The sequence below is a fragment of the Kangiella marina genome (assembly GCF_039541235.1).
Lineage (GTDB): Bacteria > Pseudomonadota > Gammaproteobacteria > Enterobacterales > Kangiellaceae > Kangiella > Kangiella marina.
Genome location: NZ_BAABFV010000001.1, coordinates 378614 through 402087, shown reverse-complemented (window position 1 = coordinate 402087; position 23474 = coordinate 378614). Strand labels below are relative to the sequence as shown.

Below are 23474 nucleotides of genomic sequence, written 5' to 3'. Positions count from 1 at the left end.
TTAGAAAAATTCAAACAATAATTTGAAATAAGCGTTTGAATGTGGTTTATTTATCAACTACCACTGGTCGGATTAGTTGAAATGATGCAAGAACACTCTTTTTTGGAAAAAGTTGATGAGCAAATGGTCTTGGGGGGATATTGGCCAGGAATACAGCTGTATTATCCACCAGTAAAGTACTCTCCAGCGGACGGCATTTATGAAACCATGGAGCAGGCGTCTAATCGAATGCGCAAATACGCGCACAATACCAGTGCTCATACGCTACTCTTTGATTTAGAGGACGGTTGTCGTCAAAAAGAGATGAGCCGTGAGTTGCTACGCAAAGAGTTGCCTTTATTTGAAGAGCGTCAGTTCCAAATTGCTTTGCGAATTAACCCTTTCCGTACCGACGAATACGAAGAAGACCTGAAGTTAATTAAAGAATGTGCTGAGCATATTGATGTCATTATCCTAGCCAAGGCCGGTGAAGTTTACGGCGCTGCTGAAATTAGAGATTTATCCGCTTGGTTGGTCGGTGTGAACCCTAAAATTGAAATCCAACCAATCATTGAGCATCCTCGCTCATTAAAAATTTCTCCAGAGCTGATGCAATACTCGACAGTTAGGCATGTGGTTTTTGGGATTCACGATTTTTCTAAGGCGATGGCGATTCACTTAACGCCAGAAGGCTGGATTGATGAGTTAAAAACGTATCTTCGAATGCTGTTACTTGAGGCTCGCATAGCCGGTAAAGGGGTTATTGGTGGTGTTGAGGTTTTAATCAATAAAACGCCCATGCCTGAGTCTTATATCGAGCCAAACGAAGTTAGACGTTGGCTAGACTTGCATGGTGAGCATGAGTCTCATGTGGTCCATCAACATGCACTCGTCGAGGCGCAAATGGGGCTGACTGGAAAACAAGTCATTCATCCGTTTCATGTCCACTTATGTAAAACTGCATTTACGCCATCACCACTGCAAATTAAACGCAATGTGCACATACTAGAGCAGGCGATTGAAGCTGATGCGCTATTAGGTGGAGCGATTAAGTTTGAAGGTGAGATGCTTGATCCACCAATGTTTGGTAAAGCTTTGCAAAGCTTATTAAGAGCTTATGCGCTCAAGTCTTTGGGGGATAAGGATAAGGCTTTCGCTATGGACGTCATCAAGCGCTTACCGGTTCATGTTATCCGTGAAAACTGGCCGTACGGAATGATCTAATATGAAGTATCAGTTTGATGACATATTAAAGCAGCGGAGCGATGGTCAGTGGACTTGGGATCTTCCTGAGTACTTCAATATCACGGAAGCTTGTATTGATCAGCACACTAGCACTGATAAAGCGTCACAAGAAGCGTTAATTATTGAGAATGACGTGTTAGGGCAAGCCTCGGTCACTTATGACGAATTAAGTTGTTTAACTGCCCAGTTTGCGAACCTATTGGACTCACATGGTTTAACCCACGGTGAGCGTATTTTGATTCGTTTGCCAAACTCCATTGAATACCCTGTATCGTTTTTTGGCGCAATAAAATTTGGCGCTGTTGCAGTGCCGACTTCGACGCTCTTATCCGCTAACGAAGTGGCCTATTTAGCAAAAGATTCTGGCGCTAAGGTTTTAGTGACGGATAAGGCTATGTGGCCTGAGTTGGCCGCAGAATTGGGTGATACGCAAGTTGAACTGGTGTTGCTGATCGGGAAGGGTGGTTTTGAATCGAGTAGTGTTAAGCCCAGTGAACGCTATAAGCTTGTTGAGCTGACTCAGGCTTTAGCGGAGCAGTCCAGTGAGTTTCAATCTCATCGTAGTAAGGTTAATGACCCAGCATACCTAGTTTACACATCCGGAACTACCGGCTATCCAAAAGGTGTGCTACATGCACAGAGAGCTTTGTTAGGGCGACTACCGGCGAGTCAATATTGGTTTGATTTAGATGACTCCAAGACTGAGCGTATTATGCACTCCGGTAAATTTAACTGGACTTATGTGCTCGGTTCGGCGCTGATGGATCCACTTTTGCATGGTCATACCGTGATCGCCTATGAAGGCGGCAACGATGCGGAGACTTGGCCTAAGCTTATTCAAAAGCACGAGTGTTCCATCTTTATTGGTGTCCCGACCATTTACCGGCAGATCATCCAGAAAACAGATTACCAAGCAAGCGACTTACCCAGCCTGAAGCATTGCATGAGTGCTGGTGAACACCTTTCGGATGAAATGCAGCAAGCCTGGGAAGGGCGATTTGGTAAGCCTATTTATGAAGCAATCGGCATGTCTGAGGTCTCTTACTATATATCGCAACATAAAGATGCAGCCGTTGTTCCTGGTGCTGCCGGCTTTGTCCAGCCGGGTCATTATGTTGAGTTGCTTGATGAAAATCAAAAGCCCGTTAAAGAAGGGGAAGAGGGCATGATTTGTATTCATGAAAATGACCCCGGTCTATTTTTGAGCTATTGGCAACTGCCTGATGAAACTGAGAAAGCCCGTCATGACGGCTGGTTCTTTACGGGCGATTATGCAAGAAAAGACAAACAGGGGTATATTTGGTTTTTAGGACGCAAAGACGACATCATTAATACCTTTGGTTTTAGGGTGTCGCCGCATGAAGTCGAACGTGTAATTAAGGCTCATGATGGTGTTGCTGACTGTGTTGCTATAGGCGAAGAGATAGGTCCCGATAAAACTTTGGTCTCTATTTGTGTGATTAAAGAGTCTGGTTACGAGCTTTCAGAAGATGAGTTGTTGGATTATGGCCTAAAGCACTTAGCAAAGTATAAAGCCCCCAAAAAAGTTCATTTCATGGAGAGCTATCCGAGAACCAAAAACGGCAAAGTTCTCCGTAAAACATTGATTCAAGACATTCGAAACAAAGGTACAAACTAATGGAAACCACGATGAATTATCGCCCGCGCAGAACAATGCTTTATGTTCCAACGCATGTTGAGCGTTATATGGATAAAGCTCGTACCTTGGATGCGGATAGTATTGTGTTTGATTTTCAAGAGTCAGTCCCTCCCGGGCAAAAAGCTGTTGGGCGTGAACTATTAAGAAAAAAGTTACTGGAGTCTGATGATTATCAGCATTCAGAAGTTGTTGTTAGGGTAAACTCCTTGGACAGTGAGTGGGGTGAGGATGATGTAAAAGCTATTGCCGATTTAAAGATTGATGCCATCATGTTGCCTCGTATCGAATCGGCTCAGCAGTTGAAGGATGCGATCAAGAAAATTGATCAACATAGGGATGATCAGATTGATATCATGATCAATATTGAAAGCCCATTGGGTGTGTTACATGCTGAAGAAATCTGTGCTGCCAGTGAGCGGTTGGTTGCTGTGGTTATGGGCACCACGGATCTTTCAAATGATTTGAAAATCAATCAAACTAAAGATCGACTCGGCTTGCTGACCAGCTTGTCATTGGTGATTTTAGCGGCTCGCGGTTACAAAAAATGTGTGATTGATGGGCCTCACTTTGATCTCAAGAGTGTTGAGGCTTGTGAGTTTTCCTGCCGACAAGCGCGTGACTTGGGCTTTGATGGAAAGGCCGTGGTTCATCCTATCCAGCTGGATTATACGAATGACGCCTTTACTCCTAAGCAGGTCGATATTGCCAGAGCTAAAGCGATTATTGAGGCTATCGAGAAAGCGAATAAAGAAGGTCGCAATGTAGCAGTTATTGATGATAGGCTTATTGAACCATCGCTACGAGAGTGGGCTGAGCGTGTGATCAGTTTGTACAATACCGTCAAAGCGATAGGTCAGAATGAATTGTTGGGTGTTGTTAGATAAGCATTGAGGGACTTATGAATAAAGCTTCAGCGGGACATTTTTTTGAGGACTTTTCCTTAGGTCAGGTTCTTTCTCATGCTACAGCCCGAACCATTACAGAAGCTGATAACAGCATTTACATTGCACTTACCGGAAGTCGTTATAGCCTGTATTGCAATCATGAGTTTGCTGAGCAGTTAGGTTATAAAAAACCGCCTATCGACAACATCTTGTTATTCCAGATCGCCTTCGGCAAGACAGTCAACGATATCTCTTTAAATGCAGTTGCAAACTTAGGCTACGCTGAGGTCGAGTTTATTGAGCCCGTCTTTGTGGGTGATACTATTACGGTCGTATCTGAAGTTATCGGCTTAAAAGAAAACTCTAACGGCAAAACTGGAATCGTCTACGTTCACTCAAAAGCAATGAATCAGCAAGGTTATCTGGTCTTGAGTTGGAAGCGCTGGGTCATGGTGAATAAGCGTCAAGAAGGCATGCAAAATACCTTTGCAGTACAACCTCAATTATCTTCCAGCGTTTCTTTTGAAAGCCTGCCAACGCCTCAGTCGCTTACTTTATCGGGCTACGATAATCGGTTAAGCGGGGAGTCATTCCGGTTAAATGATTATGACAAAGGCGAGTGGATAGATCATATTGACGGTTTAACGATCGATGATAGTGAGCACACCATGGCCACAAAGCTGTACCAGAATAATGCCAAAGTGCACTTTAATCATCATCAAATGGCTTCTTCAACTCACAAGCAGCGTCTTGTTTATGGTGGTCATATCATTTCCATCTGCCGCTCTATTTCTCATAATGGTTTGGCTAATGCTCAATGGGTGGCTGCGATTAATGCTGGCTCCCACCTAAATCCGAGTTTTGCAGGAGATACCATCTACGCGGCGACACAAGTCGTGAAGACTGCTGATCTTGGAGCTGGGTTCGGTGCGATGCGCTTGAGAACGCTGGGCTATAAGAATAATTCCTGGAAAGCGCTTAGACCGCAGTTTGAGAAGGCTGTGTCTGAAAAATCTAAGCTTCATGATGATTTTGTTCTTGATATTGATTATACCGTTTTGATTCCTGTCTGATTTCCCTCAGTGAAAATTCTCCCGTTCTGTCCTCATCAAAGTTAATGTGATAATTTTGCAGTCAGTATAACGCGGCTAACAGGATTCATGTGTCACTAGCATTTATTGAAACGGCTAATATTGGCCTTGGAGAGTTATTTTCTTTGGCCAGCGCACTGACCTGGGCGACGGCTGTTATTCTGTTCAAACAGGCTGGCGAAACCTTAAGCGCGACTTCTTTAAACCTTTTTAAAAATATCTTAGGCGCATCTTTATTGATACCCACAGCCCTAATGGTAGAAGGGGCTGTACTGCCACAATTGACTGGATGGGAATGGAGCTTGGTCTTAGTCAGTGGCTTTATTGGAATCGCTGTTGCCGATACTTGGTACTTCCAAGCGTTAAAAAAAGTAGGCGCAGGCAATACGGCAATTGTGGCCAGTTTGTACAGTCCTTTTGTGGTTATTCTGTCGGTGATTTTTTTAGGTGAGCATTTAAACCTTGTACAGTTCGCTGCTTTTCTTTTGGTGTTACTGGGTATTTTTCTAGTCACCTATCAAAAAAATCGAAAGCACGTTGACGCAGTCACGTTTTTTCAAGGACTTGGATTTGCTATGGGGGCGGTTCTACTAAACGCGATTGGTATCGTGATGGTTAAACGAATTATCGAAGGTGATGGGTTCTTTTGGATCATTACCCTTCGCTTACTAGGGGGAATTGTAGGAACGTTACTCTTTCTTACCTTGACCCAAAAACTGACTACAGTGATTCATGACATTAAGCAACCTCGTGATTGGCGTTGGTTAATCACCGCGAGTGTGCTGGCAACTTATATCACCATGATCTTTTGGCTTGCGGGCTATAAATATACTGACGCCAGTACAGCATCGGTGCTTAACGAAACGACCAATGTTTTTATCGTGATTTTTGCTTGGTTATTCTTAAAAGAGGAGCTGCCTAGAAGAAAGCTTCTAGGCATTGTGTTTGCGTTTGTTGGTGTGGTGTTGTTTATCAGTTATTAAGACGAGCCTTGTCTTATATGACTTCACCAACGCGAACAATTTTCATGGCGTTGGTACCACCAAGTGTGCCCATGGAGTCACCTTTCGTAATAATCACAAGGTCACCATTTTGCACATGTCCATGACTGACAAGCTCTTCTACCGCCAGGCGGTTTACATCGTGTCTGGCTAATACGGTAGGATCAAACTCTAATGCTTCTACTCCCCGATAAAGCGACACTTTGCGTAGTGTCCGAGTACTTCGACTTAAAGCAAAAATAGGAATGCCGGAGCGAATCCTTGATAACCAGAGTGCGGTCGAGCCGGATTCCGTTAGAGCGATGATGGCTTTAACGCCTTTCAGATGATTGGCGCTATACATGGCTGCCATAGCAATAGTTTCATCCACTCGTTCAAACTCAATATCAATTCTGTGATTTGAGGTCTTTGCAAGCGACTGGTTTTCTGCACCTTGGCAAACATTGGCCATGGCATCGACGGTGCGGGCAGGGTTGTCGCCGGTCGCTGTTTCAGCGCTGAGCATAACTGCATCGGTACCATCCAGAATAGCATTGGCAACATCGAAGACTTCGGCTCGAGTTGGAATGGGGTTGTGGATCATGCTTTCCATCATTTGAGTCGCCGTGATCACGACACGATTAAGGACGCGCGCTCGTTCAATGATTCGCTTCTGCACGCCGATCAGCTGGGCATCACCAATCTCGACACCTAAGTCACCTCGAGCAACCATAACGGCATCTGAAGCCAGTATGATGTCATCCAAAATGCTTTCATCATTGACGGTCTCAGCACGCTCGATCTTAGCCACTAATGCGGAGCTACCGCCTGCCTCGTGTAATAAACGGCGGGCTTCTTCAATGTCCGCTGCACTGCGAGGGAAAGACACGGCCAAGTAGTCCACATCCATGCTGACGGCTGTTTTAATGTCTTGCTTATCTTTATCCGTTAAAGCCGGTGCCGAGAGTCCACCTCCAAGCAGGTTAATGCCCTTGTTATTACTTAAAATACCGCCGACGATGACCTTACAGACGATAGTTGTCGCTGTTGTTTTTGTGACTTCGAACTGAATACGACCATCGTCTAGCATGAGATGGTTACCGGCTTTGACATCGTTAGGCAGATCTTTGTAATCAATACCTACGGCTTGGTCGTTGCCAGAGTTTTTGTCTAACTCGGCATCCAGTATGAATTGTTGACCCGCTTCAAGTGTCACTTTGTCATTTTGGAATTTTGAAATTCGGATTTTAGGCCCTTGGAGATCGCCTAGAACGCCGATGTACTTGTCCATATCCTTGCCGATTTTTCGGATCTTTTGAGCACGTTGGATATGGTCTTCGGCTTCTCCATGGGAAAAGTTAAGGCGAAACACATTAGCGCCAGCTTCAATCAAAGAACGAATTGCTTCTTCAGTGTCAGTAGCTGGGCCTAATGTGGCGACAATTTTAGTTCTCTTAAGCATAAATTTAGATTCTGAAAGACTTAAGAATAGTGTAAAGGTCCTGCTTGTGAATACAACTAGATTTTATGTAATTTCGGTGATATTCCTAAGATGCTAATCAGCATAAAAAAGGGGCCGAAGCCCCTTTAACCTTGATTAGTGATATTTAGTTATTTTCGTAGGCTTCACGCTGCTTAGCTTCTAAGCTTTTCGCATCGCGTTTAAGGAACCAGTCACGAGTATTGCCCATGAGCACGTACAAACAAGGAACCCAAACTAAGGTGATTAAAGTCGCGAATACGATACCAAAGCCCAGTGACACCGCCATTGGGATGACCAGCTGTGCCTGTAGACTTGTTTCCATGGTAATTGGAAGTAAGCCGAAGAAGGTGGTCAATGAAGTCAAGACGATAGCACGGAAGCGCTGAGTACCGGCACTGATTGCCGCATCGGTGCGACTCATACCTTCTTCACGCGCTCGACCTATGAAATCAACCATCAATAGACTGTCATTCACAACCACCCCTGATAAAGCAATAATACCGAAGAATGAGAACATGCTTAGATCTAAGCCTAGAAGTAAGTGACCAAACATTGCGCCGATAATACCAAAAGGTATTGCTGACATAACAACGGCAGGTTTAACGTATGACTTTAGCGGAATAGCCATTAAGCCATAAATCATCATCAACGCGATAAGCCCGCCTAGTACTAGCTCACCTACTAAAGTTTGCTCGTCTTCACTTGGGCCACCAGGCACTAACTTAACCGATGGGTGTTCCTGAAGAATGTCCGGAATCACATTCTGCATCATGTCACTGTGAACTTGCCCAGGCGTGATTGCGGCCTGCTGACTGACGTCGGCTGAGATTCGGTTTGCTCGCACGCCATCAATGCGTGAAATTCGAGAGTAACCTTCGCTCACTTTATAAGTCGCCACATCTGAGAAAGACACATACTCGCCACTAGGTGTTCTGACAGGCATTTGCTCCAAATTACCGATAGAGCGTCTATCTTCAAGCGGGTAGCGAACAAAAACTCTGACTTCCTCTGTGTCGCGTAAGAAGCGCTGCGCCTCCGCACCGTAAAAAGCGTTTCGTACCTGTGTCGACAAGCCCTGAACGGTTAGACCTAAGTTACGGCCGTGAGGTTTTAAGTCGACAACGATTTCTTCTTTACCACCGGATAAGCCATCACTGATGTCATAAACACCATCATACTCAGACAATTTGGTCTTAATTTTTTCTGAAACGATTTGTAACTCATCAATATCGCTACCAATTAAGCGATATCCAACACCGCCGCCACCTGGTCCGCCATTACCAAAGCTAACTTCTTGAACAGAGGGGAGTTGGCCTACGCGATCGCGCCACATGTCAGTAAACTCGTATTGGTTAATGGGCATATTTTCGCTTTTAACCAACTCAGTCCACATGTAGGCGCCAGTATTATTATTGCTCCACGTTACCGAGTGCTGCTTAACACCAATCCCATACTCAGCCTTAACTTCTTCGTGAATTTCATTAAGCTTTTGCTCGACGATGGTAATACTTTTAATGGTTTGCTCGGCAGTAGAGCCTTCCGCCATTTTGACTTCAACAAAAACCCCATCGCCAGGAATATTCGGCATCATGGTTGTTTTGACTAAGCCACCACTGATAAATCCGACAGTGGTGATCATCAACAGACAGATAAAGCTCAGAACGGTTAAGCCGCGGTAGTGTAAAAGTTTTTTCAGACCGGGTGCGTAAACATTACTAATAAAGCGTTTTAATGCGCCACTGATTGCTAGTCTAATACTGCGGAAAAATTGCTTAACTTTTCTTAAGGCTGGGTTCTTGGTGTCTTCAACTTTGTTCAGTTTCATATGAGCCAAGTGAGCAGGCAAAATTAACTTTGACTCAACTAGCGAGAACATTAAGCAGAATATAACGACCAATCCCATTGACGCCATCGCATTGGTCCAAGGACCGCTGATGGCTAGAGTAGGGTAGAATGCCGCCATGGTGGTGAGTACACCAAAGGTGGCGGGTAGTGCAACCTTGCGCGCGCCTTTAACAACACTGTCAACGCTGTGCCCGTGCTTTTCAATCGATGACCAGGCACTCTCTGCGATAATAATCGCGTCATCGACCACAATTCCCAGAACCAGTATGAAGCCGAAGAGGGTGATCATATTGATGGTCATGGCGAATGCTGGGTACATGTACATCAAGGCGAATGCACCCAAGAAACACAGTGGAATACCAACCATAACCCAGAAGGCGAGTTTAAAGCGTAGGAATAAAGCCAGAACGATAAAGACCAGAATAACACCGGCAATCATGTTCTTCTGCATCATTTCTAAACGGCCTTTCAAGTAATAAGTACCATCGCCCCATGCATCAACGGAAATACCGTGTGGTAACTCACTTTGTTTTTTATCTAGGTAAGCATAAACTTCCTCTGCGATTAATAGGTCGTCAGATTCTAGCGATGCTTGGATGCGCATGTTGACCGAGTCTTTGCCATCAAAACGCGAAATAAATTGATACTCAGCAAAACCATCATCAATCGCAGCAATATCACCGACTAATAATGAAGTCCCGTCGGGTAACGTCATTAATGGTATCTGTGCGAAGTCTAAACCTGTATACGCCTGATTTTTAGTACGAACTAGGATGTCACCGCCACGAGTTTTGATCGTGCCGCTTGGTAGGTCGAGTGAGTAGCTACGAATTGCTTGCGCGACTTGTTGTAGTGTTAAGCCATACTTTCGTAGCTGATAGTCGCTGACCATGATGCCAACTTCATAGGGGCGTGTACCATTAACTTGTACAATGGACACATTGGGTTGTGACAGTAATTCAGTTTTGATGTCGTTTGCGTATTCTTTAAGAGCTCTTTCGCCAGCATCACCAAAAACACTGATCCACATCACTTGGCGCTGCATGCGGTTTTCGTAAATAACGGGACGCTCAGCCAAGTCCGGAAGGTTAGGGATTGAGTCGATGCGTATTTTCACTTCATCAAGTACTGATGCGACTTCATAGCCTTCTTCGACTTCAATATTAATGCTTCCCGAGCCCTCACGAGCGCTGGAGTTGATTTTTTTGATGCCTTCAATCTCTTTAATATTCTCTTCAATGAGAATAACAATGCCTTCCTCGACTTCCTGTGGAGCAGCTCCCGGGTAAGGGATTTGTACGCTAATAGAATTGGTCACCATGTCTGGGAAGACTTGCTGACGCAGTTTTGTGATGCCGATAATACCGGCAACAATAATGGCAATCATAAGCAGGTTGGCTGCAACCGAGTTGCGAGCAAACCATGAAATGATGCCGGTGTTAGTATCGAATTCTTTTGACATACTCGACTCCTATTGGCTCACAGAAGCCGTTTGTGACTTTTCACCAGACTCAGATTCGTTATTGGACTGCTCATCATCCTCATTTTGCTTCGCTAACTTTTCTTCGGCAGCTTTCTGTCGCTCTGCTTGTAACGTTGAAAGCTTTTTAACCTTCATACCATTTACGGGATTTTGAACAGGAGTCGTGATGACTTCTTGTCCATCTTCTAGTCCAGCACTAACGAAGATTGTATTGCTTTCAGTACGCGCTAGCTCAACATCGACTAATTGAATTTCACTTTCATTAACCAGAGTGAGTACTTTTGATCCATAGTAAAGCGCTTGGCGAGGCAATGTGATGAGGCCATCTTTTTCTTTGCCAGCAATTTCAGCTTTAACAAAGGTACCAAAACGTAGAGGGGTTTCTCTTTGACTGTCTAAACCATAAGGGTCGTTAATTTGTGCAACAAGGTAAGTTAAACGGTTACTTTCCTCAACCACCCCTTCGGTGCGAACCAATTTACCAAACCACTCTTTTTCCTCGCCAGCGAAAACGCCGCTTAAACGAACGTCAGGGTAAGTTTTGTCATTACCTTGGCTTGGAAGGTTGAGATAAGCGATTTGTTGATCAGGGATTGGCAACCGAACTTCAGCCGTATCAGTACCGAAAAGGACAGCGACTTGAGAGCCCATATTAACAAACTGGCCTAGGCCAACATTTTTAGACTTGACCAGTGCGTCAAAGCTCGCCTTAACTTTGGTTCTTTCCAGATCTTGGCGCGCTCTGTATAACGCTGCTTCTGCTGACTGTACTGATGCTTTTGCTTGGTTGAGCTGGGGGATTCTCAACACGAGATCATTAGCTTCACCACGACCAATTTTCTCCCAGTCTTTACGGGCTTGGTCGGTCGTTGCTTGGGCATTTTGTAGGTTGGCTTTAGCTTGCGCTAAGTTAGCTTCGGCTGAACGCACGCTGGCAATGTAGTTGGCAGGATCGACCTCAAGCAGTAAGTCACCTTTTTTCACAAACGAGCCTACGCGGAATTTGTCTGATACTTTAGTGATTCGGCCACTAACCTCAGCAACTAAACTGGTGTTGGTCACTGGCTGTACAGGACCTTGGCTGTCAACGATGAACTGAGTTGACTCTTTATTAACAACCTTTGTTTCCACAACTGTAGCCTGAACGACGGGCTTCTTCTTTGGTGGCTCAGGTTTTAAAGAGCTCAATAAGAGAATTCCCACAAAACTTCCGATAAGAATAACTGTTCCTAAAATAATTCGTTTGTTCATAAAGCCCCGCAAAGTACTGTTAGCACTAGAAAAATTTTGATGATTACATTATACGGAGCGAGAGGTCCGATAACTAATGTTTTGTAGTGACAAAAAGTTAACAAATGTTTCAAACGACACACAATGGATACATAAAAAAAGGTGCCCGAAAGCACCTTTTATTTCAATGAGTTAGTACGATTGACAAGCTACCTTTGAGACTCTTTATTAAGCCATTGATGAAGCCAGTCATTAACAACTTGATGCCACTGCATGCTGTTGTTTGGTTTCAATACCCAATGGTTTTCGTCCTCAAACACCAGCAACTGGCTTGGAATGCCTTGTCGTTGAAGCGCTGTAAAGGTCCCTAGCGATTGAGTTTCAGGCACGCGGAAGTCTTTTGTGCCTTGCACGACGAGCATCGGCGTTTTCCAGTTTTTAACATGATGAACTGGGTTATGTTTTTCAAACGTTTCAGGCGTGTCGAAGTAGGCGCCTCCATTCTCCCACTCAACGAACCATAACTCTTCTGTGGCGTAGTACATCATTCGATTATCAAAGATGCCATCATGGTTGACTAGACACTTAAATTGATCCGGCCACTGACCTGCAATCCAGTTAATCATGTAGCCACCATAAGAAGCGCCTAGTGCACAGCTATTATCGGTATCTATGTACGAGTAAGTGTTATCGATGTACGTCATGCCTTCTTGCAAGTCGACCAATGGCTTTCCGCCCCAGTCGCCAGTAATTGAGTCGGTGAACTCTTGTCCGTAACCCGTTGAGCCATGAAAATCGATCATGACGGCAACAAAGCCTTGGCCTGTGTATGTTTGTGGATTCCAACGGTAATGAAAGTGATCACCAAAACTTCCCTGTGGGCCGCCATGGATTAAAAACGCAAGCGGGTAGGATTGGTCAGGATCGAAGTCGGCAGGTTTAACAACGTAGCCATAAACGGTTTCATCATTCCAGCCTTTGAAACTAAACTGCTCGTAATCGCCAAACTGTAAATTAGCCAGCTTAGCTTTATTAACCTGAGTAATCTGTTGTGCTCGACCGCTACTTAAATCTAAACGATAGAGATCAGCTGGGCGCTTCAAGTCATCGTATTGAAAAATCAGCTGGTCAGAACCGACGCTAACGCCACCAACGTAACCTGTATGGGTCAGTAGTGTCGGCTCTTTGCTTTCAATATCAAAAGCCCACAGCGATTTCTTGCCAATATTGTTACCAGTGATATATAAGGTCTTTCCATCATGACTAAACTGGAAGCTCGACACAGAGCGATCCCAGTCTTTCGTAACATTCGTCACTTCGCCGCTCTTTAGGTCTTTAATCTGGACTTGGAGTCGGTCGGCTTCAAAGCCAGGACGGTCCATGGCTAACCAGGCTAATTGAGTGCCATCAGGGCTAAATACAGGCTGTGTATCCCACGCCTTATTAGCTAAGGTTAAGTTTTCTATTTGACCGCCCGCAATAGGCGTCGAGTAGATATCAAAATTAGTCGAACGAGATTCTTTGTCATCCGCAATGCGCAAAGTAAACACCACCGTTTTACCATCAGGGCTAATGGTGTATTCCTCAGCACCGCCAAATGGACGTGATGGGACATTACCATTCAAGGCGTGTGAGAGTGGAACCACAGACTCGCTATCAGCTTTGGCCAGACTCACGCTAAATAATCGACTTTGCGTTCCGTCTAACCAGTGATCCCAGTGGCGAACGAAAGTTTGATCGTATAACTTGCCCGTTGCCTTTTGAGTTTTACGCTGAGCCAATTTTTTCTTGCTACAGATCAAGTCCTTACACTCCGGGAACACCGTTGCACTGAAGACCATGTGCTGGTTGTCAGTGGAAAGCTTGTAGCTATCCACAGCAACGGGGAAGTCAGTTATTTGCGAGATGTTTTTTGTTTTAACGTCGAAAGCGTATAACTGATTAGAGCCGTTACGGCTGGATAAGAAGAAAAGCTTGCGTCCATCTGACGACCAAGTAGGGGAGGTGTCTGAGCTGGGGTGCGTGGTGACTTGTTGAGTGTTGTCACCGTCTGATGATACCATGTAGATATCATAACGTCCCCTGTCTGCTTCGAGGTCGGTGCTGCGTAATTGGTACGCAACGCTTTTGCCGTCGGGTGATAAGGTCGCTGCGCCAACGCGGTGTAACGTGACCAGATCCTCAGCGGTAAAGTCTTTAGCTTGATCGGCCTGAGCCTGAGTCGCCATAACGGCGCTAAGTATAAAAGCTAAGTATTTCATGAGTATAGAATTGTCCCACTTGGTTATGTAGATGTCAGAACTATACAAAGCTTTCTCCAGCAAGTCGATAAAATCCACCAAATTGCAGTTGACAGGATCGACCTCCGTGCTAAAATGCGCGCCAGTTTAGGGGGCTATAGCTCAGCTGGGAGAGCGCTACACTGGCAGTGTAGAGGTCAGCGGTTCGATCCCGCTTAGCTCCACCACTTTTCGTTACTGCATTGTTGGATACTCAGTCGTTTATTAGAATAAACTTCCTTCGTATCCGCCGCGCATTAGCAAAAAGTACATTGATTTAAAAAGTTTTGTGTCCCGTTCGTCTAGAGGCCTAGGACACCGCCCTTTCACGGCGGTAACAGGGGTTCGACTCCCCTACGGGATACCATATAAATAAAGCTCGACCATTTGGTCGGGCTTTTTTATATCCGTATATTTTCTAGGGTGATGGAGAACCCCTGTAAGGGTTCGATAAATTTGTCGGGAACAAATTTAAACAGCGGAGCAGGGCGACGCTGGCCCGAAGGGCGGAGCGCAGGAAGCGCGGAGTACTCCCCTACGGGATACCACATAAAGAAAACCCAGCTTTTTAGCTGGGTTTTTTTATGTCTGTATTTCCCGTAGCGGAGCTTTTAAACATTTCGACGACAACCATGGATGATTGGAGTTTTCGGCCTCCCCGAAGGAGCAAAACTCTGCCTCCCCTACGTAGTTTTCGGTCTCCCCGAAGGAGCAAAACTCTGCGCCCCTCGGCTAGCTTCGGTAATTCCAAGATTGTTTCTGCCTTCTGCAATAAAGTCACTGAAACCTGTAAAGCGCAGGATTACAGAGAGTAAAAGGCTTACCCTTTACTGCTTAGATCTCTAATCCAATGTCGAAATAAACTCTCTGGTCATAGTTCGCATGCTTTGAATGTGACTCGTGATATTTTGTTCGGCGGAGGGCTTCGTACCGAGTTGTCGGTGGTATTGTTGCCACGTGTCTTTGAGATGTTGTGCTTCTTGAGTGAAGTCATCAGAGAGTAGGGGGGATAAGTCTTCAATCAGGGCTATGTGCCCCCAGCCTTCGATTAAACTTTTATCGAAGTAGCGTTGCCAAGTTTGGTCATTGTTTGTCGGGGCATTGAAGTGAAGCTCATTGGTTATACTCTGTAGCTCAGCCAGCTGTATGATCAGTTGGAAGGATGCATTTCGGTAATTACGGTTTACTTCAGTAGTCGAGCTGCGCCAAGTGTTATACGTCAGGGCTGCCACGGCAACCAGTAGGCTCACGATAGCAATCAAGTTGTTGCTCAACTGTTGCCGGTAACTGATTTTTTTACTCATAACACTAAGCGGTAACGTGAATGGGTAACTTTATAGTAACACTCAGTCCTAACAATTCACCAGCGCTTCCAGCATCTTGTGATGTGATGTTTTCAGCATAAATAGTACCACCATGGCGCATAATAGCTTTGCTGGCGATAGCTAGTCCAAGTCCTGCACCATTAGATTCCTGCATCGCCTGCTTGCCACGGAAGAAGGGCACGAATAGCTGTTCCAGCTCATGCTCATCCACGCCTGTGCCCTGATCTTGAATGATGACTCGAATATAGGCGTTATCTTGCGTCGAGCTAATGGATACGCAGCTCTTTTCGGGGCTGTACTTAATGGCGTTACGAATCACATTATCAAATGCAAAGCTGAGTAAAATCTCGTCACCGATTAGCGTCAAGTCATCGCTAATCTCGCTGTGAATGTCTATGTGTTTGGCGCGAGCCTCCAGCTGACAGGAGCGAATAATTTGCGATAGTAAGTCGGTTAAATCGACTTCCTTTTGTTCGATAGACACTTCATGATTTTCCAGCTTTGCCAACCGCAAAACGTTACCTATAATATCATCCAGTTTATGCAGTTCTCGCTCTGCTCGTGCAAGCTGACGCTGGTTATTCTCGGGTTCTTTTAAAGCCATCGCCAGCGACAACTCAAGACGTGTTAACGGCGTGCGAAGCTCGTGGGACACATCGGCTAAGAGGCGTTTATATAAACTGATCAAGGAAGATAGTTTGTCGGCCATGTTATTAAAGTCATTGGCGAGATGACCAATTTCATCCTGACGCTTATCAAAGCCTTCGACACGATGCTGTAAGTCGCCGCTAGCGAGCGTTTGGCTGCTATAACGGAGTTTGGTCACGGGCTTGCTGATGTTACGCGCAATTAACCAGCAGGGGACTAGGGTCACTAACGCTAATAGTATCAGCTTTAACCAAATAGGCATTTTCCATAGTTGTGCCCAAAAATGATCGGAGTGACGGTTTTTAGAAATTAACATCAGCTGATAGCTTTTGTCGCCGCGATCAAAAAGCTTAGGCCCGATCACCGTAATATGCTCACTTCGAACTTGGAGAGGCTCAGCTTTTAAGGCTAAATTAGAAATGATGCCTTTATTTAACCTTGGATGAATTTTCGGTGGGTAAACCATTTTTCCGGTGTCGGCATCTTTCAGCACAATCATGGTGTTCTTAAACTTGTTTTCCAGCTTTTTGGCAAGCTTTTCAATAGTGTAATGTGGTGCTTCAGTCAACATGTCAGAGACTTTATACAGCGATTTAAGTTGATACTTATCAGCAGGGCGTACCTTGTCCCAGGTAGCCAGCTGCTGGTTTACCAGTAAAACAATACCAACGATAAAGATCACCGTTCCCCAGAAACCTAAAAAGATTCTGCCGAAGAGTGAGTTAAAAGGATTTAAAGTTTTCAACATCGCGTTATGGAGTATCCGAAAGTTCTTTGCTGATAAGTCGATAGCCTGAGCCCCGAATGGTTTTAATTTCCAACTCAGACTCACACTTTAATTTTTTGCGCAGGTTACTAATGTGAACATCAATACTGCGATCATATTGCACAATACGACGACCAAGAATTTCTTTACTTAATTCGTCTTTGCTGACCAAGTTACCAAAGTTCTCCAACAAAAACGCTAGAAACTGATATTCGGTTCCAGTCAGTTCAACTTCTTCGCCAGCGATATGAACCATGTGGGTATTATGATTCATCACCAAAGTCCCCGCTTTTTGTATATTACTTTTCTTTTCTTCCTGAGCATAGTCAAAGCGGCGCAGTATCGCTTTAACCCGAGCCAGCAGTTCCCGGTGATTAAAAGGTTTGGGCAAATAATCGTCCGCGCCCAGCTCAAGCCCAAGAATTTTATCGTAATCTTCGCCACGGGCGGTCAACATTAACACCGGGACTTTACTAAAGCGACGCAGCTGTTTCAGAGTTTCCAGCCCATCAATGCCCGGCATCATAATATCCAGTAATATCAGGTCATACGGCTTTTGCTTACAGAAGTTCAGCCCTGACTCGCCATCAAAAGCTTGATCGCAGTGGATTTGTTCGCTGGTCAGATATTCAAGCAGCAAGCTCGAAAGCTCTTTATCATCATCAATTATTAAGACTTGTTTGCTCATGAGTATTGTTACTGGGTGCTAGGCGGATTTTTGCAGTAATATCACTACCTTATGTTATAGCCTCGTTAACGTTTTGAATAAACTACTTTTACCTAAACTTTACATTGGCTTAGCGTTGCTTTGTATAGCTCGGCGTAGACTGATCAGTGTTCAAAATAAATACACCGACTGAGAGGAAATACTATGAACACTTTAGCGAAACCTTTAGCTTACTTATCAATGGTTGCTCTGTTTGCTGGAGCATTTGCCGTAGCACCGGCGCAAGCAGGCCCAAACCATGATAGCCACAAACATGCAAAAAAACATGATCGCGGCGGTATGTACATCCTTAAGAAGCTTGACCTTAGCGATGAACAAAAAGCTGAAGTCAAAAGTATCATGAAAAACGCCAAAGAGCAGAAGAAAGGACTACATGAATCACTCAAAGCCTACAAGCAAGCGCTTCGCGACCTAGTGAATAGCCCAGACTACAGCGAACAAGCCGTTCGCAGCCTTCATGCTCAGTATCAATCCGTATTCGCTGATAAAGTGGTGATCAAAGCCAATGCCAGCCACCAAATCAACGCGTTACTAACGCCAGAGCAACAAGCCAAAAAAGCAGAAATTAAAGCCAAAATGAAAGCACGTTGGGCGGAAAAGAAAAAACGCATGAAAGAGCGTAAAGCCGACCAATCATAATACTCAAAACAAAGAGTCGTGACAGGCCGTCAGGGATAGCTCTCTGGCGGCTTTTTCGTTTTAAGCGCTTGAAATTTAAGCAAAGTGATTGATTTTAGAGCTAAAAACAAAAAAAACGCTAAAATTATAAAAAAAGTGCAATTAACCTTTGACAAAGATACCCGATAACATTATTATTTCGCCCGCGTTTGAGGCATACAGTAACAACCGCTTCAAACAACAAGTTTTGTGTCCCGTTCGTCTAGAGGCCTAGGACACCGCCCTTTCACGGCGGTAACAGGGGTTCGACTCCCCTACGGGATACCACATAAATAAACCCAGCTTTTTAGCTGGGTTTTTTTATGTCTGCGTATTCTGTATGGGGGTGGAGATCCCCTGTAGGGGTTCGAAAAATTTGTCGGGAACAAATTTTAACAGCGGAGCAGGGCGACGCTGGCCCGAAGGGCGAAGCACAGGATGTGCTGAGTACTCCCCGAAGGGAGCAAAATTCTGCCTCCCCTACGAAAGAAAAACTCTGCGCCCCTACGACAACTTGGTTATTTCCGAGACTGCTTTCCTCATAACAAAGTCACTAGATCCTGACTTTCGTCAGGATGACAACACTTTATTTCTATATAAAACCAGATCACTTCCCACAACCAACTGATCTTGCTATTATTTATTAGAGCAAGCGCAGAGGGTTATTGTTAATAATTTATCACTTTCATTGATTAAGCTTTCGCTATGGTTCCAACCTTTAATTCCGGTATGATGCTTAAAAATTATGTCCTATAATTTTACTACTGAAAATAATGTGGTAACGATAAGTAATAAGCCTAGTTCCAAAGGCAGGTTTATAGGTTTTTTATTGCTGACTCTTTCTTTAGTATGGTTAGCTTACATCTTATGGCAGTTTTGGTTTCCTGTATTTGATAGAAAGAATGCTGGGGTAGCTTTTTATCCAGTTTTATTTATAGTTTTAACAGTCTTTTTTTGCTTTAACTATAAGACCATTTTCTTCGATCTGAAGTCCGAAAGCATAATAATTGTAAGACGGTTGATATTATTAAAGACAACCTATCTAAAAAGCTCGGAAGCTGTAGGTTTAAAGTCAGTTATAAATCATCAGTACTATGATGGGCATTATAGGCAAAGAGAACATATCACTGTTAACTACAGTCTGACATCTTATTTGGTCTTAAACTCAGGTGCCGAAATTAAGATGTTCCAAATACATGGTAGGTTTCATGAGCAATATAACCAACATCTTAAAATGGTAATTAAAAGGACTGGATTATGTTTATTAGATGGTTAATTGGTACAGTAATATTGTCCCAAGCAAGCGTAGCCTCGAAGAAGTGAAACGGCTGCTAGGTTTTCAGTTGGCAGGCTGCCAACTCCCTCGATTACGCTAATGCTAATCGAGGCCACATTCATTTTGCCTAACTGAGTTTACGTTGATTGCATATAAAGTATGAAAAAATCTAAAGTACTGCTATCTATTTTTATCAGTTTTATTGTGGGCTGTCTTTGTGCATGGCTACTTCGTGGAGAGATCGACAAGCAATTTATGATGGAAGGGCATTTTCATATTGTAAGTACAGCGAGTCAAAACTTTGATGTTGTTCTTAAATTCCCGTCTGGTGAGTATGAAAGCTTCGATCTTAAGTCAGGTGGTACATATCGTTTTAAGCAGACTGATACAGGTGAAGGCTCTATTACCGTTGTCATTAATGGAGTAGGCAGGGAACAAGTTGGCTATGTTACATCCCTAAACAGTATTATCGTACTCACTGTTGGAGATAATGAAACTGGGTTTTCTCAGATATTCCCATCATTAAATACAGTACCTCTATAATCCATTACCTTAACCAACTCTTCATTAGCCAATCCTAACCACATATTGTATCATTCACTCATAAATTCTAATTGAGAATCATTCACAATGATCGAGTCGAGTTAATGGGGTCAGAGTATATTATTTTGATTAAGCCTAGCCTCGAAAAAGCGTAAACGATTTCGAGGTTTTATGTTGATAGTTTACCATTCTCTCGATTACGCCGACACTTGAGGCTACATTTACATACACTTAGGAGATTAAAAAATGTCTGATCACAAAATCTTCTCTATGGCATTCTCAAAAATATATCCTCTCTATGTCCAAAAGGCTGAGAAGAAAAACAGAACTGAAGAGGAGGTCATACAAATCATTTGTTGGCTTACCGGTTATAGCTCTGATGATCTAGCTAATCAGATTGGCGCCGAGAGTGACTTAGCCACATTCTTTGCCGAGGCACCGACGCTTAACCCCAACGTATCTCTCATCAAGGGTGTTGTATGTGGCGTTCGTGTTGAAGAGATTGAAGATCCGCTGATGCGCAAGATTCGATATCTCGACAAGTTGATTGATGAGCTTGCCAAGGGCAAATCTATGGAAAAGATTTTGCGGTCATGAACTGGTGTAGTAAGTCAGAGCAACCGTAGCCTCGAAAGAACGTAAGTGATTTCGAGGTTTTCAGCTTACAGATTACCACTTCTCTCGATTACGACCAAAGGAAGTGCCATTGGTACGCTTCCGCTAATCGAGGCTACGGTAACCAACTCTTCATTAGCCAATCCCAACGACATATTGTATTATTCATTCATAAATTCTAATTGAGAATCATTCACAATGATCGAGTCTATTATTAATCGTGTGTCGTGTGGTCGCTTGGAAGCGCCTGCGCCTTCTAAAGAGCATTTAGAGCTGATGTTCAGGGCGGCTTTACGTGCGCCTGATCATAAAGGGCAGAAGCCTTGGGAGTACATTGTTTTTGAGGGTGAGGAGGCTTTGAGTCGTTTTGGTGACTATTTGCTTCAAGCTTCTCTGAAAGATGATCCTGATCTTGATGTGACTAAGCAGGAGAAGATTAAAAACAAGCCTCACCGCGCGCCTATGGTCGTTGTAGCGGTGGCTAAAGCGAAGAATAACCCTAAGGTGCCGCATGTTGAGGAAATCTTGTCAGCGGGGGCAGGGGTGCAGAATTTGATTCTTGGGGCTTACGACTTAGGCTATGGCGCTTACTGGCGTACAGGAAGTTTGGCCTTTAATGACCACATGAAGCAGCCACTAGGATTAGACTTTGAAGATACCATTGTCGGTTTTATCTACTTAGGCACGCCGTCTAAAGAGCTTAAGCCTAAGTCTGTTCCTGAGGTGGATGATTTTGTGAGGTGGGGCTAGCGCCCATATCTATTCGATTATTTGTATAACCAAAATAGTACAGAGTTATGACTAAAGCAATCGGCGTTAAAACAATGGTCTTCACAAAATAGGCTGCGATAATACACATAAGACATCCTATTATCGTTGCAGCAATATGTATTGTTTTAATCTCGTAGAGCCTTATCTTATTATTCAATATTTGGTGATTAAGAATAGCGAAGCAAATCAAAGAAAAACCGCCAAATGTAACAAGACTAATAGGTATCAAAGGTTCCAAACTTGATTCTGAAAACAATCCATATATGAAAAGAGGTGTAAAAATAACGCCAAGGCACCAATATAAGGCAATTGGGCCAAATATGCAGATAGCAATTATTGCGTAAAGTACCTTCGCAAAGGTGAGTGCTTTACCGCTTAACTTCGATAACTCCATTAACCAGCATTCCTTTAATTTGTTCTACAATTGCTTTAATTACGTCTTTATCGAATTCTTTAATTCGTGGTGTGTGGATATGCCCTGTGGGGACTTTTGTATCTAGTTTATTGCCTAGGTTGACCGTGCGATAGGAGATTTCATTGGAGAGGTAGCCGCCACCACCACCTTCGACGGCTACTGCGCCTTTTAATTCTTCTAAGCTATTTGGCTTAAAGGTTTTTTCAATCGTTGTGACCTCTCGATTATCGTTAATTTTATATTTGCCTTTGGTTTTCATCATGGCCTCGTAGGGCAGTGAAAACTGGACAAATTCTGGGCCTTCGAGGTGTTTCTCACCAAGCTTTCCAATAACGGGTTTAGCTGCTGAACCACCTGAATAGATATTGTTGTTATCAGGTGCTGAAGACGAGCGACGGCGCCCTGGGAAGTGTTCTAAATCGAAATGTTCACGGCCCATACTGATGGTCGCTAACATATCGATAGAGTTATCTTTTAGGAATGGCTTAACGACTTTCTCGACAATGCCTTCATCAAAATCTTGGTAGCGCACAGGGAACATGGCCGCTTGGATCTCTATCGTTTTACCATACTTTTCGATGATGGTGTTATCTAAGCGTAATGCGGCGACTCCTGAGGGATTGCTTTGCTTAATATTCCTGTCGAGTAGGAAAGGATCAAAGCCAGTAATCAATATTTTGATATCGGATTCTTGATTAAAGCTTAAGGTGCTGTAGCCTCTGGAAACTTGATCAATAATGGCTTCCAGTTCATCAATTTTTGATTTTTTGAGTGGCTTAACAAGATCTTCCGTGCGCAGGGCTTTGGTCATTTTTAGGCGAGCCCAGTAGAGAGGACGGTCGTCAAATGTTGAGTCTGTCGTCTGTAAGTCTTTTACTGCTATTTGCCACAGCGCTTCCGCGTATTGGGTCGTCATGGCGAGCGTCTTATCAAAGCTTGGGCTGGCTTGAAGTTCGCGCTTAAAAGCTTCTATCGTTTCGTCATAACGGTTTACAATTTCGGGAAGTTGCTTTTTAGCTTCGGTTAAACGTTGCTCTTCAACCGTGAGCTCGTTATCGCCAATGTCAGCAAGCGATGGTGACGTTGCCAACAGCAGTGTTAGCGTCAGAAATAATGTGCGCATGTCCAAGTCCCATTAAAAACTTTCAACGAAATTAAAAGCCTTTCCATAATTTCGATTGTTTTTCTTCGTAGTCCGGATTATCGCGCTTGGCGTTAATCTCTTCGTATTTTTGTCGTTCAGCTTGGCGGGCAGGGGAGTCTGGCTTGATGGTTTCATCTAGCTCTTCGAGAAACTGAGTAATCTCGCTTTTATAGCCAGACTTAGTGACTTTTTGCTTGTCATTGTCGCTAGTCTTGTCGTTGTTTTGCTGACTCATGCCTGATCCTTACCGTGTATGACTTCGTTGACTATATCAGCATATAAAAAAGGCTGCAAAAGTTGAATGTTTAATGTCAATTATTATTTCCATCTCAACTTTCATTATAAAGAAACTCTAATGTTCATTTTTTAAACGAGTAAAAAACGAACCAAAAAACTCGCCCCCAAAGTTAGGTCCGTTGGACATCCCT

Annotated in this window: 18 protein-coding genes and 3 tRNA genes; 12 read left to right on the top strand and 9 right to left on the bottom strand. The window is 44.0% G+C overall.

Going from position 1 to position 23474, the window contains the following annotated elements:
* Window positions 1-81: 81 nt before the first annotated feature.
* The 5 genes from ABD943_RS01720 (at window position 82) to ABD943_RS01700 (ending at window position 5842) form a co-directional block, all read left to right on the top strand.
* Window positions 82-1203, top strand: coding sequence for an HpcH/HpaI aldolase/citrate lyase family protein (locus ABD943_RS01720; RefSeq protein ID WP_345292669.1), 1122 nt, complete (start codon window positions 82-84; stop codon window positions 1201-1203).
* Window position 1204: 1 nt separating this feature from the next.
* Window positions 1205-2863 carry an acetate--CoA ligase gene (locus ABD943_RS01715; protein WP_345291468.1) on the top strand — a complete coding sequence of 553 codons (1659 nt, stop codon included), beginning with the start codon at window positions 1205-1207 and terminating at the stop codon, window positions 2861-2863.
* Window positions 2863-3768 carry an HpcH/HpaI aldolase/citrate lyase family protein gene (locus tag ABD943_RS01710; RefSeq protein WP_345291467.1) on the top strand — a complete coding sequence of 302 codons (906 nt, stop codon included), beginning with the start codon at window positions 2863-2865 and terminating at the stop codon, window positions 3766-3768. Before ABD943_RS01715 ends, ABD943_RS01710 begins: the two co-directional genes overlap by 1 nt.
* 14 nt (window positions 3769-3782) lie before the next feature.
* Window positions 3783-4841, top strand: coding sequence for a MaoC family dehydratase (locus tag ABD943_RS01705; protein WP_345291466.1), 1059 nt, complete (start codon window positions 3783-3785; stop codon window positions 4839-4841).
* A gap of 89 nt (window positions 4842-4930) precedes the next feature.
* Window positions 4931-5842, top strand: coding sequence for a DMT family transporter (locus ABD943_RS01700; protein ID WP_345291465.1), 912 nt, complete (start codon window positions 4931-4933; stop codon window positions 5840-5842).
* Window positions 5843-5855: 13 nt separating this feature from the next.
* Here the strand turns inward: ABD943_RS01700 and pyk are convergent, their stop codons facing one another.
* The 4 genes from pyk to ABD943_RS01680 form a co-directional block, all read right to left on the bottom strand.
* Window positions 5856-7301, bottom strand: coding sequence for a pyruvate kinase (pyk, locus tag ABD943_RS01695; protein ID WP_345291464.1), 1446 nt, complete (start codon window positions 7299-7301; stop codon window positions 5856-5858).
* A 145-nt stretch (window positions 7302-7446) separates the two neighbouring features.
* The gene (locus ABD943_RS01690) at window positions 7447-10629 is read right to left on the bottom strand and encodes an efflux RND transporter permease subunit (protein WP_345291463.1); all 3183 of its coding nucleotides are present in this window, start codon (window positions 10627-10629) and stop codon (window positions 7447-7449) included.
* Window positions 10630-10638: 9 nt separating this feature from the next.
* Window positions 10639-11901, bottom strand: a complete 1263-nt coding sequence (locus ABD943_RS01685) for an efflux RND transporter periplasmic adaptor subunit (protein ID WP_345291462.1) — start codon at window positions 11899-11901, stop codon at window positions 10639-10641.
* A gap of 188 nt (window positions 11902-12089) precedes the next feature.
* On the bottom strand, window positions 12090-14141 hold the full coding sequence (locus tag ABD943_RS01680) for a S9 family peptidase (protein ID WP_345291461.1): 2052 nt from the start codon (window positions 14139-14141) through the stop codon (window positions 12090-12092).
* A gap of 130 nt (window positions 14142-14271) precedes the next feature.
* On the opposite strand from ABD943_RS01680, the gene ABD943_RS01675 reads away from it, so the two are divergent.
* Both ABD943_RS01675 and ABD943_RS01670 read left to right on the top strand, forming a co-directional pair.
* A tRNA-Ala gene (locus ABD943_RS01675) sits at window positions 14272-14347 on the top strand.
* Window positions 14348-14450: 103 nt separating this feature from the next.
* Window positions 14451-14526 (top strand) — tRNA-Glu (locus tag ABD943_RS01670).
* Window positions 14527-15001: 475 nt separating this feature from the next.
* On the opposite strand, the gene ABD943_RS01665 is transcribed toward ABD943_RS01670, so the two are convergent.
* Genes ABD943_RS01665 through ABD943_RS01655 form a run of 3 tightly spaced genes read right to left on the bottom strand, consistent with a single transcriptional unit; the run spans window position 15002 to window position 17586 of the window.
* Window positions 15002-15463: a hypothetical protein gene (locus ABD943_RS01665; protein WP_345291460.1), complete on the bottom strand. Its 462-nt coding sequence runs from the start codon at window positions 15461-15463 to the stop codon at window positions 15002-15004.
* 4 nt (window positions 15464-15467) lie between these two features.
* Complete coding sequence (locus tag ABD943_RS01660; RefSeq protein ID WP_345291459.1) at window positions 15468-16880, bottom strand: sensor histidine kinase; 1413 nt, start codon at window positions 16878-16880, stop codon at window positions 15468-15470.
* Between the two features lie 4 nt (window positions 16881-16884).
* Window positions 16885-17586, bottom strand: coding sequence for a response regulator transcription factor (locus tag ABD943_RS01655; protein WP_345291458.1), 702 nt, complete (start codon window positions 17584-17586; stop codon window positions 16885-16887).
* Between the two features lie 183 nt (window positions 17587-17769).
* Here ABD943_RS01655 and ABD943_RS01650 point away from each other — a divergent pair, with 183 nt between their 5' ends.
* From ABD943_RS01650 to ABD943_RS01630, 5 genes are all read left to right on the top strand, one after another.
* Complete coding sequence (locus ABD943_RS01650) at window positions 17770-18264, top strand: Spy/CpxP family protein refolding chaperone (RefSeq protein WP_345291457.1); 495 nt, start codon at window positions 17770-17772, stop codon at window positions 18262-18264.
* A gap of 230 nt (window positions 18265-18494) precedes the next feature.
* Window positions 18495-18570, top strand: a tRNA-Glu gene (locus ABD943_RS01645).
* A 1147-nt stretch (window positions 18571-19717) separates the two neighbouring features.
* Window positions 19718-20101 (top strand): hypothetical protein, encoded by a 384-nt coding sequence (locus ABD943_RS01640; RefSeq protein ID WP_345291456.1) that lies wholly within the window; start codon window positions 19718-19720, stop codon window positions 20099-20101.
* A 246-nt stretch (window positions 20102-20347) separates the two neighbouring features.
* Complete coding sequence (locus tag ABD943_RS01635; protein ID WP_345291455.1) at window positions 20348-20698, top strand: DUF2200 domain-containing protein; 351 nt, start codon at window positions 20348-20350, stop codon at window positions 20696-20698.
* Window positions 20699-20914: 216 nt separating this feature from the next.
* Window positions 20915-21466: a nitroreductase family protein gene (locus tag ABD943_RS01630; RefSeq protein ID WP_345291454.1), complete on the top strand. Its 552-nt coding sequence runs from the start codon at window positions 20915-20917 to the stop codon at window positions 21464-21466.
* Window positions 21467-21855: 389 nt separating this feature from the next.
* On the opposite strand, the gene ABD943_RS01625 is transcribed toward ABD943_RS01630, so the two are convergent.
* Together ABD943_RS01625 and ABD943_RS01620 are read right to left on the bottom strand one after the other, a co-directional pair.
* Entirely contained in the window at window positions 21856-23025 is a 1170-nt protein-coding gene (locus ABD943_RS01625) for a hypothetical protein (protein ID WP_345291453.1), read from the bottom strand.
* A 31-nt stretch (window positions 23026-23056) separates the two neighbouring features.
* Window positions 23057-23281: a CBU_0585 family protein gene (locus tag ABD943_RS01620; RefSeq protein WP_345291452.1), complete on the bottom strand. Its 225-nt coding sequence runs from the start codon at window positions 23279-23281 to the stop codon at window positions 23057-23059.
* Between the last annotated feature and the right edge of the window lie 193 nt (window positions 23282-23474).

Coding starts and splice junctions, on each gene's coding strand:
- ABD943_RS01720 (WP_345292669.1), top strand. CDS start 82: ATGATGCAAGAACACTCTTTTTTGGAAAAAGTTGATGAGCAAATGGTC.
- ABD943_RS01715 (WP_345291468.1), top strand. CDS start 1,205: ATGAAGTATCAGTTTGATGACATATTAAAGCAGCGGAGCGATGGTCAG.
- ABD943_RS01710 (WP_345291467.1), top strand. CDS start 2,863: ATGGAAACCACGATGAATTATCGCCCGCGCAGAACAATGCTTTATGTT.
- ABD943_RS01705 (WP_345291466.1), top strand. CDS start 3,783: ATGAATAAAGCTTCAGCGGGACATTTTTTTGAGGACTTTTCCTTAGGT.
- pyk (WP_345291464.1), bottom strand. CDS start 7,301: ATGCTTAAGAGAACTAAAATTGTCGCCACATTAGGCCCAGCTACTGAC.
- ABD943_RS01690 (WP_345291463.1), bottom strand. CDS start 10,629: ATGTCAAAAGAATTCGATACTAACACCGGCATCATTTCATGGTTTGCT.
- ABD943_RS01685 (WP_345291462.1), bottom strand. CDS start 11,901: ATGAACAAACGAATTATTTTAGGAACAGTTATTCTTATCGGAAGTTTT.
- ABD943_RS01680 (WP_345291461.1), bottom strand. CDS start 14,141: ATGAAATACTTAGCTTTTATACTTAGCGCCGTTATGGCGACTCAGGCT.
- ABD943_RS01665 (WP_345291460.1), bottom strand. CDS start 15,463: ATGAGTAAAAAAATCAGTTACCGGCAACAGTTGAGCAACAACTTGATT.
- ABD943_RS01660 (WP_345291459.1), bottom strand. CDS start 16,880: ATGTTGAAAACTTTAAATCCTTTTAACTCACTCTTCGGCAGAATCTTT.
- ABD943_RS01655 (WP_345291458.1), bottom strand. CDS start 17,586: ATGAGCAAACAAGTCTTAATAATTGATGATGATAAAGAGCTTTCGAGC.
- ABD943_RS01650 (WP_345291457.1), top strand. CDS start 17,770: ATGAACACTTTAGCGAAACCTTTAGCTTACTTATCAATGGTTGCTCTG.
- ABD943_RS01640 (WP_345291456.1), top strand. CDS start 19,718: ATGAAAAAATCTAAAGTACTGCTATCTATTTTTATCAGTTTTATTGTG.
- ABD943_RS01635 (WP_345291455.1), top strand. CDS start 20,348: ATGTCTGATCACAAAATCTTCTCTATGGCATTCTCAAAAATATATCCT.
- ABD943_RS01630 (WP_345291454.1), top strand. CDS start 20,915: ATGATCGAGTCTATTATTAATCGTGTGTCGTGTGGTCGCTTGGAAGCG.
- ABD943_RS01625 (WP_345291453.1), bottom strand. CDS start 23,025: ATGCGCACATTATTTCTGACGCTAACACTGCTGTTGGCAACGTCACCA.
- ABD943_RS01620 (WP_345291452.1), bottom strand. CDS start 23,281: ATGAGTCAGCAAAACAACGACAAGACTAGCGACAATGACAAGCAAAAA.